At 33.8% G+C, this 16,330-nt stretch carries 11 protein-coding genes and 1 pseudogene; 8 read left to right on the top strand and 4 right to left on the bottom strand.

The annotated features are described in order from the left end of the window. Positions 1 to 49 precede the first annotated feature (49 nt). Together ACTG3Y_RS09185 and ACTG3Y_RS09180 are read left to right on the top strand one after the other, a co-directional pair. The gene (locus ACTG3Y_RS09185; RefSeq protein ID WP_439152629.1) at positions 50 to 2,254 is read left to right on the top strand and encodes an amino acid permease; all 2,205 of its coding nucleotides are present in this window, start codon (positions 50 to 52) and stop codon (positions 2,252 to 2,254) included. 50 nt (positions 2,255 to 2,304) lie between these two features. Further along, positions 2,305 to 4,158 carry a cation:proton antiporter gene (locus ACTG3Y_RS09180; RefSeq protein ID WP_439152628.1) on the top strand — a complete coding sequence of 618 codons (1,854 nt, stop codon included), beginning with the start codon at positions 2,305 to 2,307 and terminating at the stop codon, positions 4,156 to 4,158. On the opposite strand, the gene lepA is transcribed toward ACTG3Y_RS09180, so the two are convergent. Continuing rightward, entirely contained in the window at positions 4,155 to 5,951 is a 1,797-nt protein-coding gene (gene lepA, locus ACTG3Y_RS09175) for a translation elongation factor 4 (protein ID WP_439152627.1), read from the bottom strand. The genes ACTG3Y_RS09180 and lepA overlap by 4 nt on opposite strands. 151 nt (positions 5,952 to 6,102) lie before the next feature. Between lepA and ACTG3Y_RS09170 the strand changes: the two genes are divergently transcribed. Then, positions 6,103 to 8,505, top strand: coding sequence for a TonB-dependent receptor domain-containing protein (locus ACTG3Y_RS09170; RefSeq protein ID WP_439152626.1), 2,403 nt, complete (start codon positions 6,103 to 6,105; stop codon positions 8,503 to 8,505). 50 nt (positions 8,506 to 8,555) lie between these two features. On the opposite strand, the gene ACTG3Y_RS09165 is transcribed toward ACTG3Y_RS09170, so the two are convergent. Further along, complete coding sequence (locus tag ACTG3Y_RS09165) at positions 8,556 to 9,671, bottom strand: TolB family protein (RefSeq protein ID WP_439152625.1); 1,116 nt, start codon at positions 9,669 to 9,671, stop codon at positions 8,556 to 8,558. A 61-nt stretch (positions 9,672 to 9,732) separates the two neighbouring features. On the opposite strand from ACTG3Y_RS09165, the gene ACTG3Y_RS09160 reads away from it, so the two are divergent. From ACTG3Y_RS09160 to dusB, 4 genes are all read left to right on the top strand, one after another. Next, positions 9,733 to 10,977 (top strand): M28 family peptidase, encoded by a 1,245-nt coding sequence (locus tag ACTG3Y_RS09160; protein WP_439152624.1) that lies wholly within the window; start codon positions 9,733 to 9,735, stop codon positions 10,975 to 10,977. 71 nt (positions 10,978 to 11,048) lie between these two features. Then, positions 11,049 to 12,167, top strand: a complete 1,119-nt coding sequence (locus ACTG3Y_RS09155) for a hypothetical protein (protein WP_439152623.1) — start codon at positions 11,049 to 11,051, stop codon at positions 12,165 to 12,167. 64 nt (positions 12,168 to 12,231) lie between these two features. After that, positions 12,232 to 12,621, top strand: a complete 390-nt coding sequence (locus ACTG3Y_RS09150; protein WP_439152622.1) for a DUF4345 domain-containing protein — start codon at positions 12,232 to 12,234, stop codon at positions 12,619 to 12,621. 21 nt (positions 12,622 to 12,642) lie between these two features. Next, positions 12,643 to 13,635, top strand: coding sequence for a tRNA dihydrouridine synthase DusB (gene dusB / locus ACTG3Y_RS09145; protein ID WP_439152621.1), 993 nt, complete (start codon positions 12,643 to 12,645; stop codon positions 13,633 to 13,635). Here the strand turns inward: dusB and ACTG3Y_RS09140 are convergent, their stop codons facing one another. Together ACTG3Y_RS09140 and rbfA are read right to left on the bottom strand one after the other, a co-directional pair. After that, positions 13,636 to 14,838, bottom strand: a complete 1,203-nt coding sequence (locus tag ACTG3Y_RS09140) for an ABC transporter permease (RefSeq protein WP_439152620.1) — start codon at positions 14,836 to 14,838, stop codon at positions 13,636 to 13,638. It lies immediately after the preceding gene. Beyond that, positions 14,839 to 15,231: a 30S ribosome-binding factor RbfA gene (gene rbfA / locus ACTG3Y_RS09135; RefSeq protein ID WP_439152619.1), complete on the bottom strand. Its 393-nt coding sequence runs from the start codon at positions 15,229 to 15,231 to the stop codon at positions 14,839 to 14,841. Positions 15,232 to 15,347: 116 nt separating this feature from the next. On the opposite strand from rbfA, the pseudogene ACTG3Y_RS09130 reads away from it, so the two are divergent. Then, positions 15,348 to 16,240: pseudogene (locus tag ACTG3Y_RS09130) on the top strand (IS982 family transposase). Positions 16,241 to 16,330 lie beyond the last annotated feature (90 nt).

The raw sequence follows: 16,330 nt of genomic DNA, 5'->3' as shown, positions 1-16,330 counted from the left end.
TTTAGCAATTGCAAAAAAAAAGCCTATTTTCGAATCAAAATAATAGCAATTGAAGACTTTAAAGCGCAGTATTTCTCTAACATCGGCAATTGCCATTAGTATTGGAGGTATGTTAGGGAGTGGTATTTTTGTTTTACCAGGAATTGCAGCTGCAAAAACAGGGTCTTCAATATGGCTAGCGTATTTATTAGCGGCGATTTGTATTCTTCCAGCGGCATTATCTAAAAGCGAACTAGCTACAGCCATGCCTTCTTCTGGAGGAACTTATGTTTATATTGAGCGCACATTCGGACCAATTTTTGGCACTATCGCAGGCATTGGTCTGTGGTTATCCCTTTTGTTAAAAAGCTCATTTGCTTTAGTTGGATTTGGAGCTTACCTCACTGTATTGGTCAATCTTAATGAAGGATTTACTAAGTATGCAGCCCTTTTTTTCCTATTTATCATTTTGTTTCTCAATATTTTTGGCATTAAAAAAGTAGGAAAGGTACAGCTTGTCATTGTTACTATTAGCATAATTAGTTTAGCAGCAATTTTAATATTTGGTTTACCAAATGTAGACGATGCCTTATTACAGCCAGTTTTTAGTAATGGAAATATTGGATTGGTGTCTACTGTCGCCTTTGTTTATATATCCTATGCTGGTGTTACTAAGATAGCTGCAATTGCTGGAGAAATAAAGAATCCAAATATAAATTTACCTAGAGCGATGATGCTATCTCTGGTAATTATGGCTTTGATATATGTGTCTATTGCATTTACATTGGTTGGCAACATTCCGATGGAAAGTTTGAAAACAGATATTAAACCTATTTTTACCATAGCAAATAAACTTGGTGATACATATATTGGTTATGCAGCAGCAATAGTAGGTGTTATTACTTTAGTATCAATGGCAAATTCTGGAGTACTTGCCGCCTCAAGATTTCCTTTCGCAATGGCAATTGATAAGTTGTTACCTGCCTTTATGAGCAAAATACACTCTAAGTATTTAACACCAGTAGTTACTATAGTGATGACGTGTTTAGTAATGGCGATTGCTATTCTTTTCTTAGATGTCGAAAAAATAGCAAAGTTAGCAAGTGCATTTATGGTAATGATGTTTATTTCAGTCAATGCTTGCGTTATTATTTTAAGAGAAACCGCCACCCAATGGTATCAGCCTGCTTATCAATCTCCATTGTATCCTTTTATACAACTCTTTGGAATTATAAGTGGTATTGTGCTTTTGGTGCTTTTGGGTTTTGTGCCGCTTATGGCAATTTTAAGTATTACAATTATCGGTTTCTTTATTTATTTAAAGTATGGTAAGAAGACATCTAGAACCGGTGTTTTGAGAAAATATGGTCATAGACCAGCTTTGTATTTATTATACAAAAGAAAAAACAGGAAAAGAAGACAATCGAAAAACGATGTTTTAATTAATCCAAAATACTTTGATGGTGAGTTTTTAGAAGATGCCGGAGTAGTAGTTCCTTTGTTAGGAAATGAAACGTCTCCAGAAATGTTAGTTGAAATAGGGGCGGCTTTAAACACAAAAGAGAAACTTCAGGTGGCCAATATTACAGAAGTTCCAAATCAAACTTTTTTAGAAGCAATGGTTGATGAAAACCCTAAGATTAATTCTTTAGCTAGGAGATTTTCAAGACTTGCAACATCAAAGGATATAAATATAGATTTTGAATCTATAGTGACTCATAATATGTCCGACACAATTCATGATTTAAGTGACCAGACACATTGTGATTGGCTAGTCGTAGGTTGGGATGGAAGAGCACGAACAGGCATACTAATTAATAATCCAATAGGATGGTTAGTTACAAATATAAATTCGAGTTTTGCCTTATTTAAGGACAATGGTGTGCGCTACATCAGTAAGGTGTTAATTGCATTAAGGCCTGGAAGAAACGACAAAAACTTTATTGAAGTAGCGGATAGAATAGGGCTTTTTTATGGAGCTTCATTTACCCTTCTGCGCGTTGTTTCGGAAGACATCAATGATAAAGAATTAGCTGATATAGCAGAATCCTCTAATCAATTACTAGCCACAGCAAAATCAAAATGTAAAGTTGATATTATAAAATCGAACGATTCAATTGAGACCATATCAAATGCTTCAGCATCCTATGACTTACTCATATTAGGAACACCACAAAAAGACAATTGGATTAGTGTTCTTTTTGGAACAGGAAAAGATAAATTTACCGAAAAATCAGCCTGCTCTGTTTTAAGACTTACCATTAAGGGAGCCTAAGAGTATGTTGTTTTATTGTTATTTTTACACTTATAATTAAAAATTACTTAATGTTAGAGTTAGCAGGAATAATTATATTGGGCATATTGGCGCAATGGGTCGCGTGGAAATTTAAGATTCCTGCAATTTTACCACTTATTTTAATAGGGCTTTTAGTAGGTCCGATAGCAGCAGAATTTTTAAGTGAAGATGGTACTAAGTGGATAGAGCCAATTTGGGATGAAGAACAAAAAAAAGGACTATTTCCTGGTGAAAGTCTCTATTATTTTGTGTCACTTGCCATTAGTATTATTCTTTTTGAAGGTGGTTTAACGCTTAAACGTTCGGAAATTAAAAACGTTGGGCCTGTTATAACAAAACTAATTACCCTTGGTTCTGCAACAACTTTTTTTGGGGCAGGGATTGTGGCACACTATATTTTTGGCTTAAGATGGGATTTGTCTTTTCTATTTGCAGGACTTATTATTGTTACCGGTCCAACAGTGATAACACCTATTCTAAGAAATATTCCGCTTAAAAAAGATGTTTCTGCAGTATTAAAATGGGAAGGGATTTTAATCGACCCAATTGGTGCTTTGGTTGCTGTATTGGTTTTTGAGTTTATAAGTGTAGGTGGAGATAGTGGTTTTACCAAAACGGCACTAATTGAATTTGGTAAAATTGTCTTATTTGGAACCACTTTTGGATTTACGTTTGCACATGCCCTCGCATTTGCTATAAATAGAAAATTGATTCCACATTATTTATTAAATGTAGTATCACTATCAGTAGTACTACTGGTTTTTGTAGAATCGGAGATTTTTGCTCACGAATCTGGATTATTAGCTGTTGTGGTAATGGGAATGGTATTAGGAAACAGTAAACTAGAAAATCTAAAAGAATTACTTTATTTTAAGGAATCATTAAGTGTACTTCTAATATCAATTCTATTTATTCTTCTGGCCGCAAACATTAGTATTGAAGATTTAGAATTATTATACACATGGAAAACCGCAGCACTCTTTGCAATTGTTGTATTTCTCATAAGACCCTTAGCCGTATTCTTAAGCACTAATGGTTCCAAATTAAAATTCAACGAAAAGTTGTTTATAAGCTGGGTTGGTCCTCGTGGTATCGTTGCCGCTGGAATCGCATCACTTTTTGGAAGTAAACTCTTAAAACAAGGCGTTGAGGGCGCTGAGTATATAACACCACTGGTATTTATGATTGTGCTCGGAACGGTTCTTTTAAACGCAACCACAGCACGGTTATTTGCAAGGCTTGTGGGCGTATTTTTAACAAAATCTAATGGAATCTTAATTGTAGGAGCTTCTAAAGTTGCACGATTACTGGGACATTATTTAGAGACAAACGGTAGACACGTTGTACTTATAGATAGTAATCAGAGTAATATTCAAAAAGCAAAAGAACTAGGCATAGAGGCTTTGAACACTAATATTTATTCTGAAACTCTCTCTGACAATATAGAATTAAATGATGTGGGTTATCTTATGGCAATGACAGGCAACTCCGATATTAATAAGTACGCAATTAATAAGTTTAGCAAACAATTTGGAGAAAACGGATCATTTAGACTGGTAACTGCCGACGAAATGAATAACCCTCAAGATAATCCAAAAGAAGGATTATTTTCACATACCGATGATTATTTAACACTGTCTGAAGTAACTCGCAATTATCCATCTATACAAGAAATTGATATTGAAAATAAGGAGCATTATGACAGTTTAATAGAAATCACTAACAATAATAAAGATATAATTCCTTTATTTTTAAAAGACGAGGAAGGCGAACTACACATTATATCCTCCTACAATACAGAGGTAGAAGACCTGGAAGATGGATCAAAACTCGTTTATTTAGGTAAGCCTTTTGATGTAGAGAAGGTTGCTAACGACGATTAGTCATTTAATTTTAAAACAGCCATAAAAGCCTGTTGAGGTATTTCTACATTTCCAACTTGGCGCATACGTTTTTTACCTTTCTTTTGTTTTTCTAGAAGTTTACGTTTACGGGAAATATCACCACCATAACATTTTGCTGTCACGTCTTTACGAAGCGCTTTCACAGTTTCACGAGCAATGATTTTTGCACCAATAGCAGCTTGTATAGGAATATCAAATTGTTGACGCGGAATTAGCTCTTTCAACTTCTCACACATCTTTTTACCAATAGTATGCGCATTGTCTGCATGGATTAATGCTGAAAGTGCATCTACAGGTTGGGCGTTTAATAGTACGTCTAGGCGTACTAATTTAGACACTTTCATTCCTATAGGATGATAATCAAATGAAGCATAACCTTTAGAAACCGTTTTTAAGCGATCATAAAAATCAAAAACAATTTCTGCCAATGGCATTTCAAAAATCAATTCAACACGTTCTGTAGTTAAGTACGTTTGGTTGATTATCATACCGCGCTTTTCAATACAAAGGCTCATCACATTTCCTACAAAATCAGATTTGGTAATAATGGTTGCTTTTATAAATGGTTCCTCAACACGATTAATAGTGGTTGGATCTGGTAAATCACTTGGATTGTTTACAATGACTGGTGCATCAGGTTCTTTATTGGTATAGGCGTAATAAGACACATTGGGAACTGTTGTGATTACGGTCATATCAAATTCACGTTCCAAACGCTCTTGTATAATTTCCATATGCAACATTCCTAAGAATCCGCAACGAAAACCAAAACCTAATGCAGCAGAACTTTCTGGCTGAAAGACCAACGACGCATCATTGAGTTGTAACTTCTCCATAGAGGCTCGAAGTTCTTCATAATCTTCAGTATCTACAGGATAGATACCAGCAAAGACCATTGGTTTTACATCTTCAAATCCTTCTACAATATTTGTGGTAGGATTTGCAAAGTCCGTAATAGTATCACCAACTTTTACTTCTTTTGCTGTTTTAATTCCTGTGATTAAATAACCTACATCACCAGCTTTTACGCTTTGTTTTGGCACTTGATTTAATTTTAAAGTACCAACCTCATCTGCAAAATACTCTTTATCTGTAGCGACGAATTTAATTTTCTGTCCTTTTTTAATTTCACCGTTAAATACCCTAAAATAGGTTTCAACGCCTCTAAATGTATTATAAACAGAATCAAATATTAAGGCTTGAAGTGGTTCATCGACATTTCCCTTAGGCGCAGGAATTCGTTCTATTATTGCCTTTAAAATATTATCAACACCAAATCCAGTTTTCCCACTAGCATGAATCACCTCTTCAGGATCACAACCTAATAGATCAACAATATCATCCGTAACTTCTTCTGGACTAGCGCTTGGTAAATCCACCTTATTTAATATTGGAATAATTTCCAGATCATTCTCTAATGCAAGATATAGATTAGAAATAGTTTGTGCCTGTATACTTTGTGCTGCATCTACAATAAGCAATGCACCTTCACATGCAGCAATAGAACGTGACACTTCATAAGAAAAATCAACATGACCAGGAGTGTCAATAAGATTTAGAACATATTTTTCTCCATCTAATTCATAATCCATTTGTATGGCATGAGACTTAATAGTAATACCGCGCTCTCGCTCTAAGTCCATACTATCTAATAACTGATCTTGTTTTTCTCGCGCCGTAACAGAGCCAGTATAATCAAGTAGTCGGTCAGCAAGGGTGCTTTTTCCGTGATCAATATGTGCAATTATGCAAAAGTTGCGTATGTTCTTCATCTATCTTTTCTATAGCAAATTATAGGAATGCAAATATAATTGATTTCTTGTGCTTTAATGCATCAAAAACAACAATAAAAATGGGTGTTCTTGTGGAAAAACCATAACATAAAGTAAAAAAAATCTTTATATTGCAATACAAACCTAACTAATGATAGCTCGCCTACGATTTTTAATTAGCACATTTTTAATTGTGCTGAGTACTGCTGTGATTGCTCAGAACTTTTCTGTCACTGGAAAGGTTGTCGACGCGAGCCATACACCTATTGAGTTTGCTAATGTTATTATTTTAAAGGAAAGAGGTGGTGACTTTATAAAAGGAACATCTACAGACAATAATGGTGTTTTTACTCTTAATAATTTAGAGTCTGAAACGTATTTTATTAATATCAGCTATATTGGATTTAAAGAGTTTGAACAAATTATCATCTTAAATGGCAATCTAGATTTAAAGACCATAATTCTTAATGAAGGTGCTGAAACATTAGGTCAAATAGATATTGTTGCTACAAAACCAACCATTACTCGTAAACCAGACCGTTTAATCTTCAATGTTGAAAATACGGCGCTTACCGAAGGTTCTACACTCGGAGTTCTTCAAAATACACCAGGCATTATTGTTTCGGAAGGAAGCATAAATATTAAAAGCGCACCAGCTACAGTATTTATTAATAATCGCAGAGTGCAATTAACCTCAGATGAGTTAATTCAACTTTTAGAAAGCGCGCCAGCAAATAGTATTAAATCTGTTGAAGTTATTACTAACCCGCCAGCGAGCTACGATGCGGATAGTGGTTCTGTGATAAATATTATAATGAGTAAAAATTTAGTCACTGGCTATCGAGGCAGCGTATTTACCAATTATACCCAAGGCGTTTTTCCAAGGTATAATACAGGGATGAGCCATTATTTTAAAAACAATAAAATTAATTTTAATTTAAACTACAGTTATATCAAGCAAAAAGTTAACAGAGATCAGAATGATAAGGTTAATTTTTTAGATAATAACAACCAAGTAGATGAAATTTGGACATCTGATGTTAATAGAAATTCATGGTCGGAGTCACACAATTTAAATCTCAATTTTGATTATTACATTAATGACAAAAATACGCTAAGCTTTACTAGTACTGGTTTATATACGCCATATTTTAAATATAAGATCAAAAATTTCACCAATATTTCTGATGCCAATGGTAATTTTCTATCAAGTTTCTCTGCCAATAATTTGTCTAGAGACAACAAGTATAATATAGGTTCAGACCTTACTTTTAGACATGAATTTGATAACGACGCAAGTCTTACTTTTAATGGACATCTTACAGTTTATGACTATAAGCGCGATCAAAGTGTTTTCCAAGATGAATTAACCGATGAAGACTCAGAATTCAATACACTAGCAAACCAAAACACCAAAATTATTACAGGTAAAATTGACTACAATGTAGTATTAGGAGAATCTTCAAGTTTCATTGCGGGAATTAAATACTCAAATGTTAACACAGACAGTGATATTACAAGAATAGATATTGTAAACAATACCGAAATCATAAATGCAGCAAATACAGATGTATTTGTATATGACGAAAATGTGTTTGCTGCATACTCTAATTTTAGTAAATCTTGGGATAAATGGGATTTAAATTTTGGTCTACGAATAGAGCAAACCAATATTAAGGGCGAGTCACTTTCTTTAGATGAATCAAATACACAAGACTATTTCAATTGGTTCCCAAATGCTAGTTTATCACATAAAATATCAGAAGACTTTAATGTTTATGGGAGTTATAAACGTAGTATAGCCAGGCCTAGTTATACCGATTTAAATCCGTTTACATTTTTTTTAAATGAAAATACAGTCATTTTAGGTAACCCTAATTTAGTGCCTGCATATAGAGATCATTTTACAATTGGCACAAATTTTTTGGAGCATTTTACAATTGAAGCTTATTATATGAATTATGATGGCAATATCGTAGAATTACCAAGACAAAACAACACAACAAATATAATTGCCTATACACCGACTAATTTAGATAAGAAGGTAGATTACGGTTTTGATTTTGCATTTGATTATTACCCAACCAGCCGTTGGAATTTATATTTTGTAACATCTATGTATAATATAAGTGAAGAGGCTGATTTTGGTGAAGGATTTGTTGCCTTAGATCAGTGGTCAAATTTTAGCTCATTAACAAATAACTTAACCATGTTAAAAGACAATAGCTTAAATTTAAACCTTACCTTAACCTGGCTTGGTAAAAATTTACAGCAGTTTGAAACCATGAAAAATAGATTAGTGTCTGAATTTAGCGTTTCAAAATCTATATTTAAAAATAGAGGAACATTGTCTTTATCCGTAGAAGACCTATTTAATCTTCAGGATTATGAAACATCTTTAAGATACTTAAATCAGTCTAGTTCAAGCTATTGGGATATGGACAATCGATTTATAAAAATAGGATTCCGTTATAAGTTTGGAAACACCAAACTAAGCACTAATGAGCGTTCCACAGATGCTGAAGAACGAGAGCGAATAAAAGATTTAAACTAAATCAACAAGGAGACTCTAAAACGAGTTCACCATAAAGAATTTTAAATTCGTTAATCCTGCCACTCTGCAATAAATAAATTAGTATCTCTTCCACCACCATTGTTTCGATTAGAAGAAAATGCTAAATATTTCCCATCATTTGAAAACACAGGAAACGCATCAAAAGTTTCGCCATGAGTAACTCTGGTTAGGTTTTTACCATCAATATCAATTAAATATAAATTGAATGGGAAACCACGCTCTGCTTCAAAATTAGATGAAAATAGAATTTTTTCACCAGAAGGATGAAAAAATGGACTCCAATTAGCATTACCTAAATCGGTCAACTGTCTTAAGTCAGAACCATCTGCATTACAGATGTAAAGTTCCATCTCTGTAGGTTCAACTAAGCCTTCTGCTAATAAATCTTTGTACTCTTTTATTTCTTGTTCTGTTTTAGGGCGAGAGGAACGGAAGATTAATTTACTCCCGTCTGGAGAAAAGAACGCACCACCATCATAACCCAATTCGTTGGTAATTTGCTTAACGTCAGAACCATCAATATTCATAGTGTATAGTTCTAAATCACCACTTCTGGTTGAGGTAAACACAATTTTATCACCTTTTGGTGAAACTGTTGGTTCTGCGTCGTAACCTACTTCATTTGTTAATTGCTTTACAATATTACCCTCTAGATCGGCCACAAAAATGTCGTAACTATCATAGATTGGCCAAATGTATTTTCCATTTTTACGCAATGGTGTTTCAGGACATTCCTCATCCCCTAAATGTGTAGAGGCATAGATTATATGTTTGTTATCTGGTAAAAAATATGCACATGTTGTGCGACCTTTACCAGTACTTATCATTGGCGGAGCAATACTGTCTGTGAAGGTTTCGTCAGCATCCATTAAGAACATCTGGTCGCAACCTACATTCCATTTAGCATTGTTAGATTGAAACACTAATTGCTTATCGTCAAAACTCCAGTAAGCTTCAGCGTTATCACCACCAAAGGTCACCTGTCTTATAGACTTAAAGTTCTTTTCTTCAGGATAAATTAGTGGGCTCTTAGATTCTAGCGAGTCTGTTTTTATTTCTACGACAGTTTCTGTGGTAGTTGAGTTTTCATTTTTGCAAGATGAAAATGATATTAGTAGAATAAGTAAAGCAGCTATTTTCTTCATGATAAAGTATTATAATAAATGACTTTTAATGCCTAATTTTGCGCAAAAATAAGATATACTCATGAAAAAATTAGTGTTTTTATTGTTTTTGACAAGTATCTTTTCTTGTAAAAATGAACCAAAAGTTGCAGAGAATAAAATAAAAGAAGATGTAGCGTTTTTAGCAGATGACAAATTAGAAGGAAGACAAACCGGAACACCGGGCGAAACTTTAGCTTCTGAATACATAATCGAACGCTACAAATCAATAGGTTTAGAGCCTAAAGGCACCAATGGATATTTGCAGTCTTTTTCATTCAAACCAAAAACAGACCCGCATAAAGAAGTTGAGTTTACAACTAACGCAGATAGCACAATAACCGGTAATAATGTCATTGGTTATATAGATAATAATGCGAGCACAACGATAGTAATTGGAGCTCATTACGATCATTTAGGATTTGGCGGAGAGGGTTCTTTATATAGAGGAGAAGAAAAAGCCGTTCATAATGGAGCAGATGATAACGCTAGTGGTGTTGCGGTAATGATGAATCTTGCAGACCGTTTAAAAATAAAAAATGATACTTCTAAAATAAAAGACCAGAACAATTATTTATTTATGGCGTTTTCTGGGGAGGAAATGGGCTTATTAGGTTCTAATTACTTTTCTAAAAATCCAACGATAGATGCAGAATCTATTAATTACATGATTAATATGGATATGGTGGGTCGTATGAAAACAGATAGTACTTTAGCAGTATACGGCACAGGAACGTCACCATTGTTTAAGCAAACTTTAAAAGCTAATAACGAAAAGTTTAAGTTAATCGAAAATGAAAGCGGAGTAGGGCCTAGCGACCACACGTCTTTTTATTTAATTGATATTCCTGTATTACACTTTTTCACAGGTCAACACGAAGACTATCATAAACCAGGTGATGATTCTGACAAATTAAACTATGAGGGAATGAACCTTATTTCGGATTATATATACAGTATAATTTCGGATTTAGATGACAATGGAGAACTTGCCTTTAGAAAAACAAAAAATGAAAGCGAAGAAACACCTCGTTTTAAAGTTGGATTAGGTGTTGTGCCTGATTATTTATATGATGGTAAAGGCATGCGTATTGACGGTACAAGAGAAGAAACACCTGCATTCAATGCGGGATTACAAAAAGGTGATATTGTCGTAAAACTAGGAGACAGTACTGTTACCGATATGATGAGTTACATGAGAGCACTCTCTGTTTTTAATAAAGGAGATGAAGCCGATATCACAGTGATGAGAGACGATAAAACAATAGAAACAAAAGTGAAATTCTAAGGTGCTTTGTAATAAAAATAACACTTTATAATTTAATTGTAAATTTACGACCTCAATCATATCAATATAAAATGAAAAAATTATTTCCACTTTTGTGCTTATTCACTTTGTTATTTGCGTTTACATGTGAAGATGAACCCTTAGATTTTGATGCAGAATCTTTCGATGCAGACCCTGAATTATTAGGTGAATGGAATCTTATTAGTTTTGATGCTTCAGTAAGTACATCAACTAATTTTCAAGGGCAACAAATCGAATCTGATGTAGAAATCAATAGTACTACTGTAGATTACACATTAAATTTCACCCAAAGCAACTTCAATACAAACGGAAGTTATAGCTATATAGCAGACGTTACGGCTAATGGAATTGATATTCCTGCAGAGCCGTACACTTTAACTGATGTTAACGGAAACGGAAGTTATTCTGTAAGCGGTAATGAAATGACAATTGATGGGTCATTTTTTGAGTTTTCTTTTGAAGGAATGGATTTTGCAGAACTTCAAGGTGAGCAAACAGTAACGTTTCAAATTACAGATAATGGACAAACCTTAACGTTTAGCCAAAATGATACTACAACAGAAACTGATCCAACAGGTGCTACTGTAACAAGTTTTCAGGTATCTACATCAGTTTGGTCTAGAAGTACCGTGTCAAATACTTGTGATGCCGAAGCTGAAACTAATGCAGCAGCAACAGCATACAATCAAGACAACACAAATGAAGACCTATGTATAGCATATAAGAATGCTTTAGAAAATCAAATCGCAGAGTGTGGAGACACAAACGGTAGTCTTCAAGATATTATTGACGAATTAGGTGATTGCTCAGTTTCAACTGCAGGAGGTACACTTAAAGTCACAACAGGTACTCTTCCAATTGAATTTACCCAACAAACTATAAGTATTGAGGATGGTTTAATAACTGTTGAAGGTGTAAGTGCAGGAGGTAGTTATGAAATTTATTTTCAAATTACAGAAGGAGATACAGGTACTGATGTACTTCAGAATTTTGTATTAACCTTAAACGGAACAGAATATTTCCCTTCTACTCAAGGTTTTGATGATTTTACATCTGACACAACCGTTAGTACTGGAAACGTATTACAAGCCACATTCTTTGGATTGGTAGAAAGTAGCGGAGGTGCGGATTTAAACCTTACTCAAGGTGTTGTTGACGTTACCTATTAAAACATAATATAGTTGCTTTAAAGCTTCTATAATTATAAATAAGTGAATTTTAGATATAAATTATATGACTAAAGACTATATAATATCTAGAGTTCATTTAATTATTTCTGAAGTAATAGTAATTCCTGCGGCGATTTTATATGGTTTTAATCCAGATGCCGTCTTAGACATTCAATTAAAAACCATAGATGAGGAAAACTTTTTTAAAGCCGTTATGGGATTGTATTTGGCTTTTTCCGTACTCTGGTTGCTTGGTATTCTCAACTCTAAATTTATAAAGTCAGCTTTAATTTCTAACGTCATTTTTATGTTAGGACTTGGCTCTGGCGGGCTATTTAGCATGCTGTTAGACGGTATGCCAACTATCGCTTTTAGTTTAGGAATGTTTGGCGAATTAGCTTTAGGTTTTTATGGACTTTGGGTAACGCTGAAGGAATATTCAAAAAAGCCTTAATTTTGCTCTAAAATTTTAGACTTGGTTAAGATAGGAGATATAGAATTAGGAGAGTTTCCACTGCTTTTAGCACCGATGGAAGATGTTAGTGATCCTCCTTTTCGCGCATTGTGCAAAGAACAAGGTGCTGATGTTGTTTACACTGAGTTTGTGTCTAGTGAAGGCCTCATAAGAAACGCAGCTAAAAGCGTTATGAAGCTAGATATCTATGAGAAAGAACGACCTGTTGGTATACAAATATTTGGTGCTAATATGGATAGTATGTTACAAACTATTGACATTGTAGAAAAATCTAATCCAGATATTATTGATATTAATTTTGGCTGTCCTGTAAAAAAGGTAGTTTCTAAAGGAGCGGGAGCAGGTATTCTAAAAGATATTTGTTTAATGGAGCAGTTAACTGCAGAAATGGTGAAACGAACAAACTTGCCAGTAACTGTTAAAACCAGGCTAGGTTGGGATCACGCCTCTATTAAAATTGTTGAAGTTGCAGAGCGTTTACAGGATGTGGGTTGTAAGGCTATTGCTATTCATGGTAGAACTAGAGCACAAATGTATAAAGGTGATGCTGATTGGAAACCGATAGCTGATGTTAAAAATAATCCTAGAATGCATATTCCAGTATTTGGTAACGGAGATGTGAACACACCAGAACGCGCTGCTGAAATGAGAGAGAGTTACGGTTTAGACGGAGCTATGATTGGTAGGGCTTCAATTGGCAATCCTTGGTTTTTTAAACAAGTAAAACACTATTTTAAAACAGGAGAGCATTTACCTGCTATATCAATGCCAGAACGTGTTGAAGCTGCCAGACGTCACCTACAAATGTCTATTGATTGGAAAGGTGAAAAATTAGGAGTTTTTGAAACTAGACGACATTACACCAACTATTTTAAAGGTATTCCAAATTTTAAAGAGTATCGGATGAAGATGGTAACAAGTGACGACTCTAAAGATGTCTTCGCTGCTTTTGACGAGATTTTAGAAAAATTTGCAGACCATCAATTTGTATAACTACGACTGTATAAGTTGTTTCGTTATCCTTTGAGAAGCAATTCTAGAGGCTAATATACCCAGAGTAAAAATTGTTGCAATAACTATTATAACATTAAGAATATTAAGACGTACGGGATAGGGCAATTCTGGTGTTAACATCACCAACTCAAAAGACTGTTGAATAACAACAATTAAAACACCTATTGCCACCCCTATTATTCCACTTACAATTGTCATTAAGCTACCCTGAAAAAAGAAAATAGATTTAATTGTTTTTGGTTCTGTACCAAGATTAAATAATGTATTGAGCGATTTCTTTTTATCTAGAATCATCATAATAATTGCGCCTATAACATTAAATAATGCAATTATAATCACCAAAGTAAAGATGAGGTAAATCGCAAGATTTTCAGTGTTCAGCATTTTAAATAAGGCATCATTTAACTGCTCTCTATTTTTAATAATGAAACGACTATTAAATGTTGATTGGAGCTGATTTCTTATATAGCCCTCATCAGCATCTTCCAAAAGCTTCAATTCTAAGGAGCTTATTTGGTTTTCTGAGTAGTTTAAAAGTCCTCTTGCTAATTCAATATTGGTAAAAACGTATTCATCATTGAGCTCTTCATTAATGTCAAACAAACCTACATTATTTACAAACACAGCGTTATAAGCTCCTCTCAAAGAACTTATCTGTCCTTTGCCCGGCTTAGGTACATAAAGGGATAGTGGCTTTAAATAATCAAAAACACCAAAAGACAGCTTGTTTGAAATTCCCCAACCCGCAACAACTTCATTACCTTCAGGTGAAATCCAATTACCTTTAGTTATCATGGAATCGATTTTAGTAACATCTAGATAAGTTTGGTCAACACCTTTTAATGTTGCTAATAGATTTTTATTTTCTGATTTAATAATAATGCGTTCTTCAATAATTTCAGAATGATTTACAATTCCTGAAATTTTAAGGAGTTTAGATTCATCTTCATTAGTCCACTCAAAGGATTTGCCTTCTACAGGTATAAGTTTTAAATCAGGATCTACAAATGATGAAAATTGGAGACTAAAATCCTTCAACCCGGCAAAAACAGACAATACTATTAGTAATGCTGCAGAAGCAATAACAACGCCGCCAGAAGCAATTAATGTCATAATGTTTATCGCATTATTACTACTTTTAGAAAATAGGTAACGTTTTGCTATATATAAGGGGAAATTCACTTAAGACTTTTTGCGCTTACCTAGTAAGTCAGGGTTTTCAAGAGGATTGTCCTCACCCTTTAGTGAACGTTCTATGCCATCAATATATTCTAAAGAATCATCAATAAAAAACTCTAGTTTAGGCATTCTTCGCAATTGGTGACGTGTTCTTTGAGCCAACTCATGTCTAATTAATGGTGTGTTGGACCTTATGCCATCAAGTAAAGGTTTTGCCTCTTTATTAGGAAAAATACTTAGATAAACTTTGGCTATAGAAAGGTCAACGGTAACATTAACTTTAGACACCGAAATAATGACGCCTTTTAACCCACCACTTGAAGCAGCACGCTGCAAAACATCTACTAAATCTTGTTGCAGAATACCTGCTATTTTTTTCTGTCTATTACTTTCCATAGTGCAAAAGTAGAGCATTTTAAGGATTATAACCCGTTGTGCATTATGATTTAAAATAAAAAAGTTGTTCATCTTACTGATAATCAGTAACTTGTTTTAGCTATAAAACATTAACAATGAACAACTTAAATGCAAATTACGAAAGAATATTGGAAGTATTACGAAAAATATCAAAAGATCAACTTTTACCTTACCAAAGGCGTCAACCAAAGCTTAGTGACTTAGAATTGTTAAGTTTAAGTTTGACCGCCGAATTTATGGGTATAGATAGTTGGGTATAGATAGTGAAAACGACCTTTTTAGAAAACTTCCAAAAGTATTTGATACAAGAATTGAGCGAAGTGTTTATAATAGAAGAAGGCGAAGATTAGCTAACAAACTTGATGAAATTCGATTAAAACTAGCTTCATATTTTAATGAATTTGAAGACTATTTTGTAGTTGATAGTATGCCCTTAGAAGTATGTAAGTTATCTCGTAGTTCGAGATCTAAAATATGTAAAGAAGACGATTATGCCTCTCCTGACAAGGGTTATTGCGCAGCACAAAGCGCTAACTATTACGGATATAAATTACACGCAGTTTGTTCTGTTAATGGTGTTTTTCAAAGTATTGATCTGAGTCCTGCTTCTGTTCACGACATCAATTATTTAAAGGATATCAAGATGCAGATAAGTGACTGCACATTAATTGGTGATAGAGGTTATTTATCAGCAACAATACAACTCAACTTGTTTGAAACCTGTAAAATAAAACTCAATACACCAATGAGAAACAATCAAAAAGACTATCAAAAACAACCTTATATATTTAGAAAAAAAAGAAAAAGAATAGAAACACTATTTTCTCAATTGTGTGATCAGTTTATGATAAGACGTAATTACGCAAAAACTTTTAAAGGGTTTAAAACAAGGATAATCTCAAAGATAACAGCACTTACAACAATACAATACATCAACAAGTTTATCTTTGATAGAAACATTAACAATATTAAAATAAGCATTATTTAAAATGCACAACGGGTTAAACAATTAATTGTGCAGTGTATTTGTATAGTTATTTAACGTAAATTCTTTTTGGTAGTTCCTATTTACCTCAAT

It is taken from the genome of Winogradskyella sp. (assembly GCF_965656915.1).
Taxonomy (GTDB): domain Bacteria; phylum Bacteroidota; class Bacteroidia; order Flavobacteriales; family Flavobacteriaceae; genus Winogradskyella.
The sequence above is the reverse complement of the archived record's forward strand: the minus strand, read 5'-3'. Positions and strand labels throughout refer to the sequence as shown.

Excerpts from the sequence above, each read along its gene's own strand:
- ACTG3Y_RS09180 (WP_439152628.1), top strand. The coding sequence starts at position 2,305 with ATGTTAGAGTTAGCAGGAATAATTATATTGGGCATATTGGCGCAATGG.
- ACTG3Y_RS09170 (WP_439152626.1), top strand. The coding sequence starts at position 6,103 with ATGATAGCTCGCCTACGATTTTTAATTAGCACATTTTTAATTGTGCTG.
- ACTG3Y_RS09165 (WP_439152625.1), bottom strand. The coding sequence starts at position 9,671 with ATGAAGAAAATAGCTGCTTTACTTATTCTACTAATATCATTTTCATCT.
- ACTG3Y_RS09150 (WP_439152622.1), top strand. The coding sequence starts at position 12,232 with ATGACTAAAGACTATATAATATCTAGAGTTCATTTAATTATTTCTGAA.
- ACTG3Y_RS09155 (WP_439152623.1), top strand. The coding sequence starts at position 11,049 with ATGAAAAAATTATTTCCACTTTTGTGCTTATTCACTTTGTTATTTGCG.
- ACTG3Y_RS09160 (WP_439152624.1), top strand. The coding sequence starts at position 9,733 with ATGAAAAAATTAGTGTTTTTATTGTTTTTGACAAGTATCTTTTCTTGT.
- rbfA (WP_439152619.1), bottom strand. The coding sequence starts at position 15,231 with ATGGAAAGTAATAGACAGAAAAAAATAGCAGGTATTCTGCAACAAGAT.
- lepA (WP_439152627.1), bottom strand. The coding sequence starts at position 5,951 with ATGAAGAACATACGCAACTTTTGCATAATTGCACATATTGATCACGGA.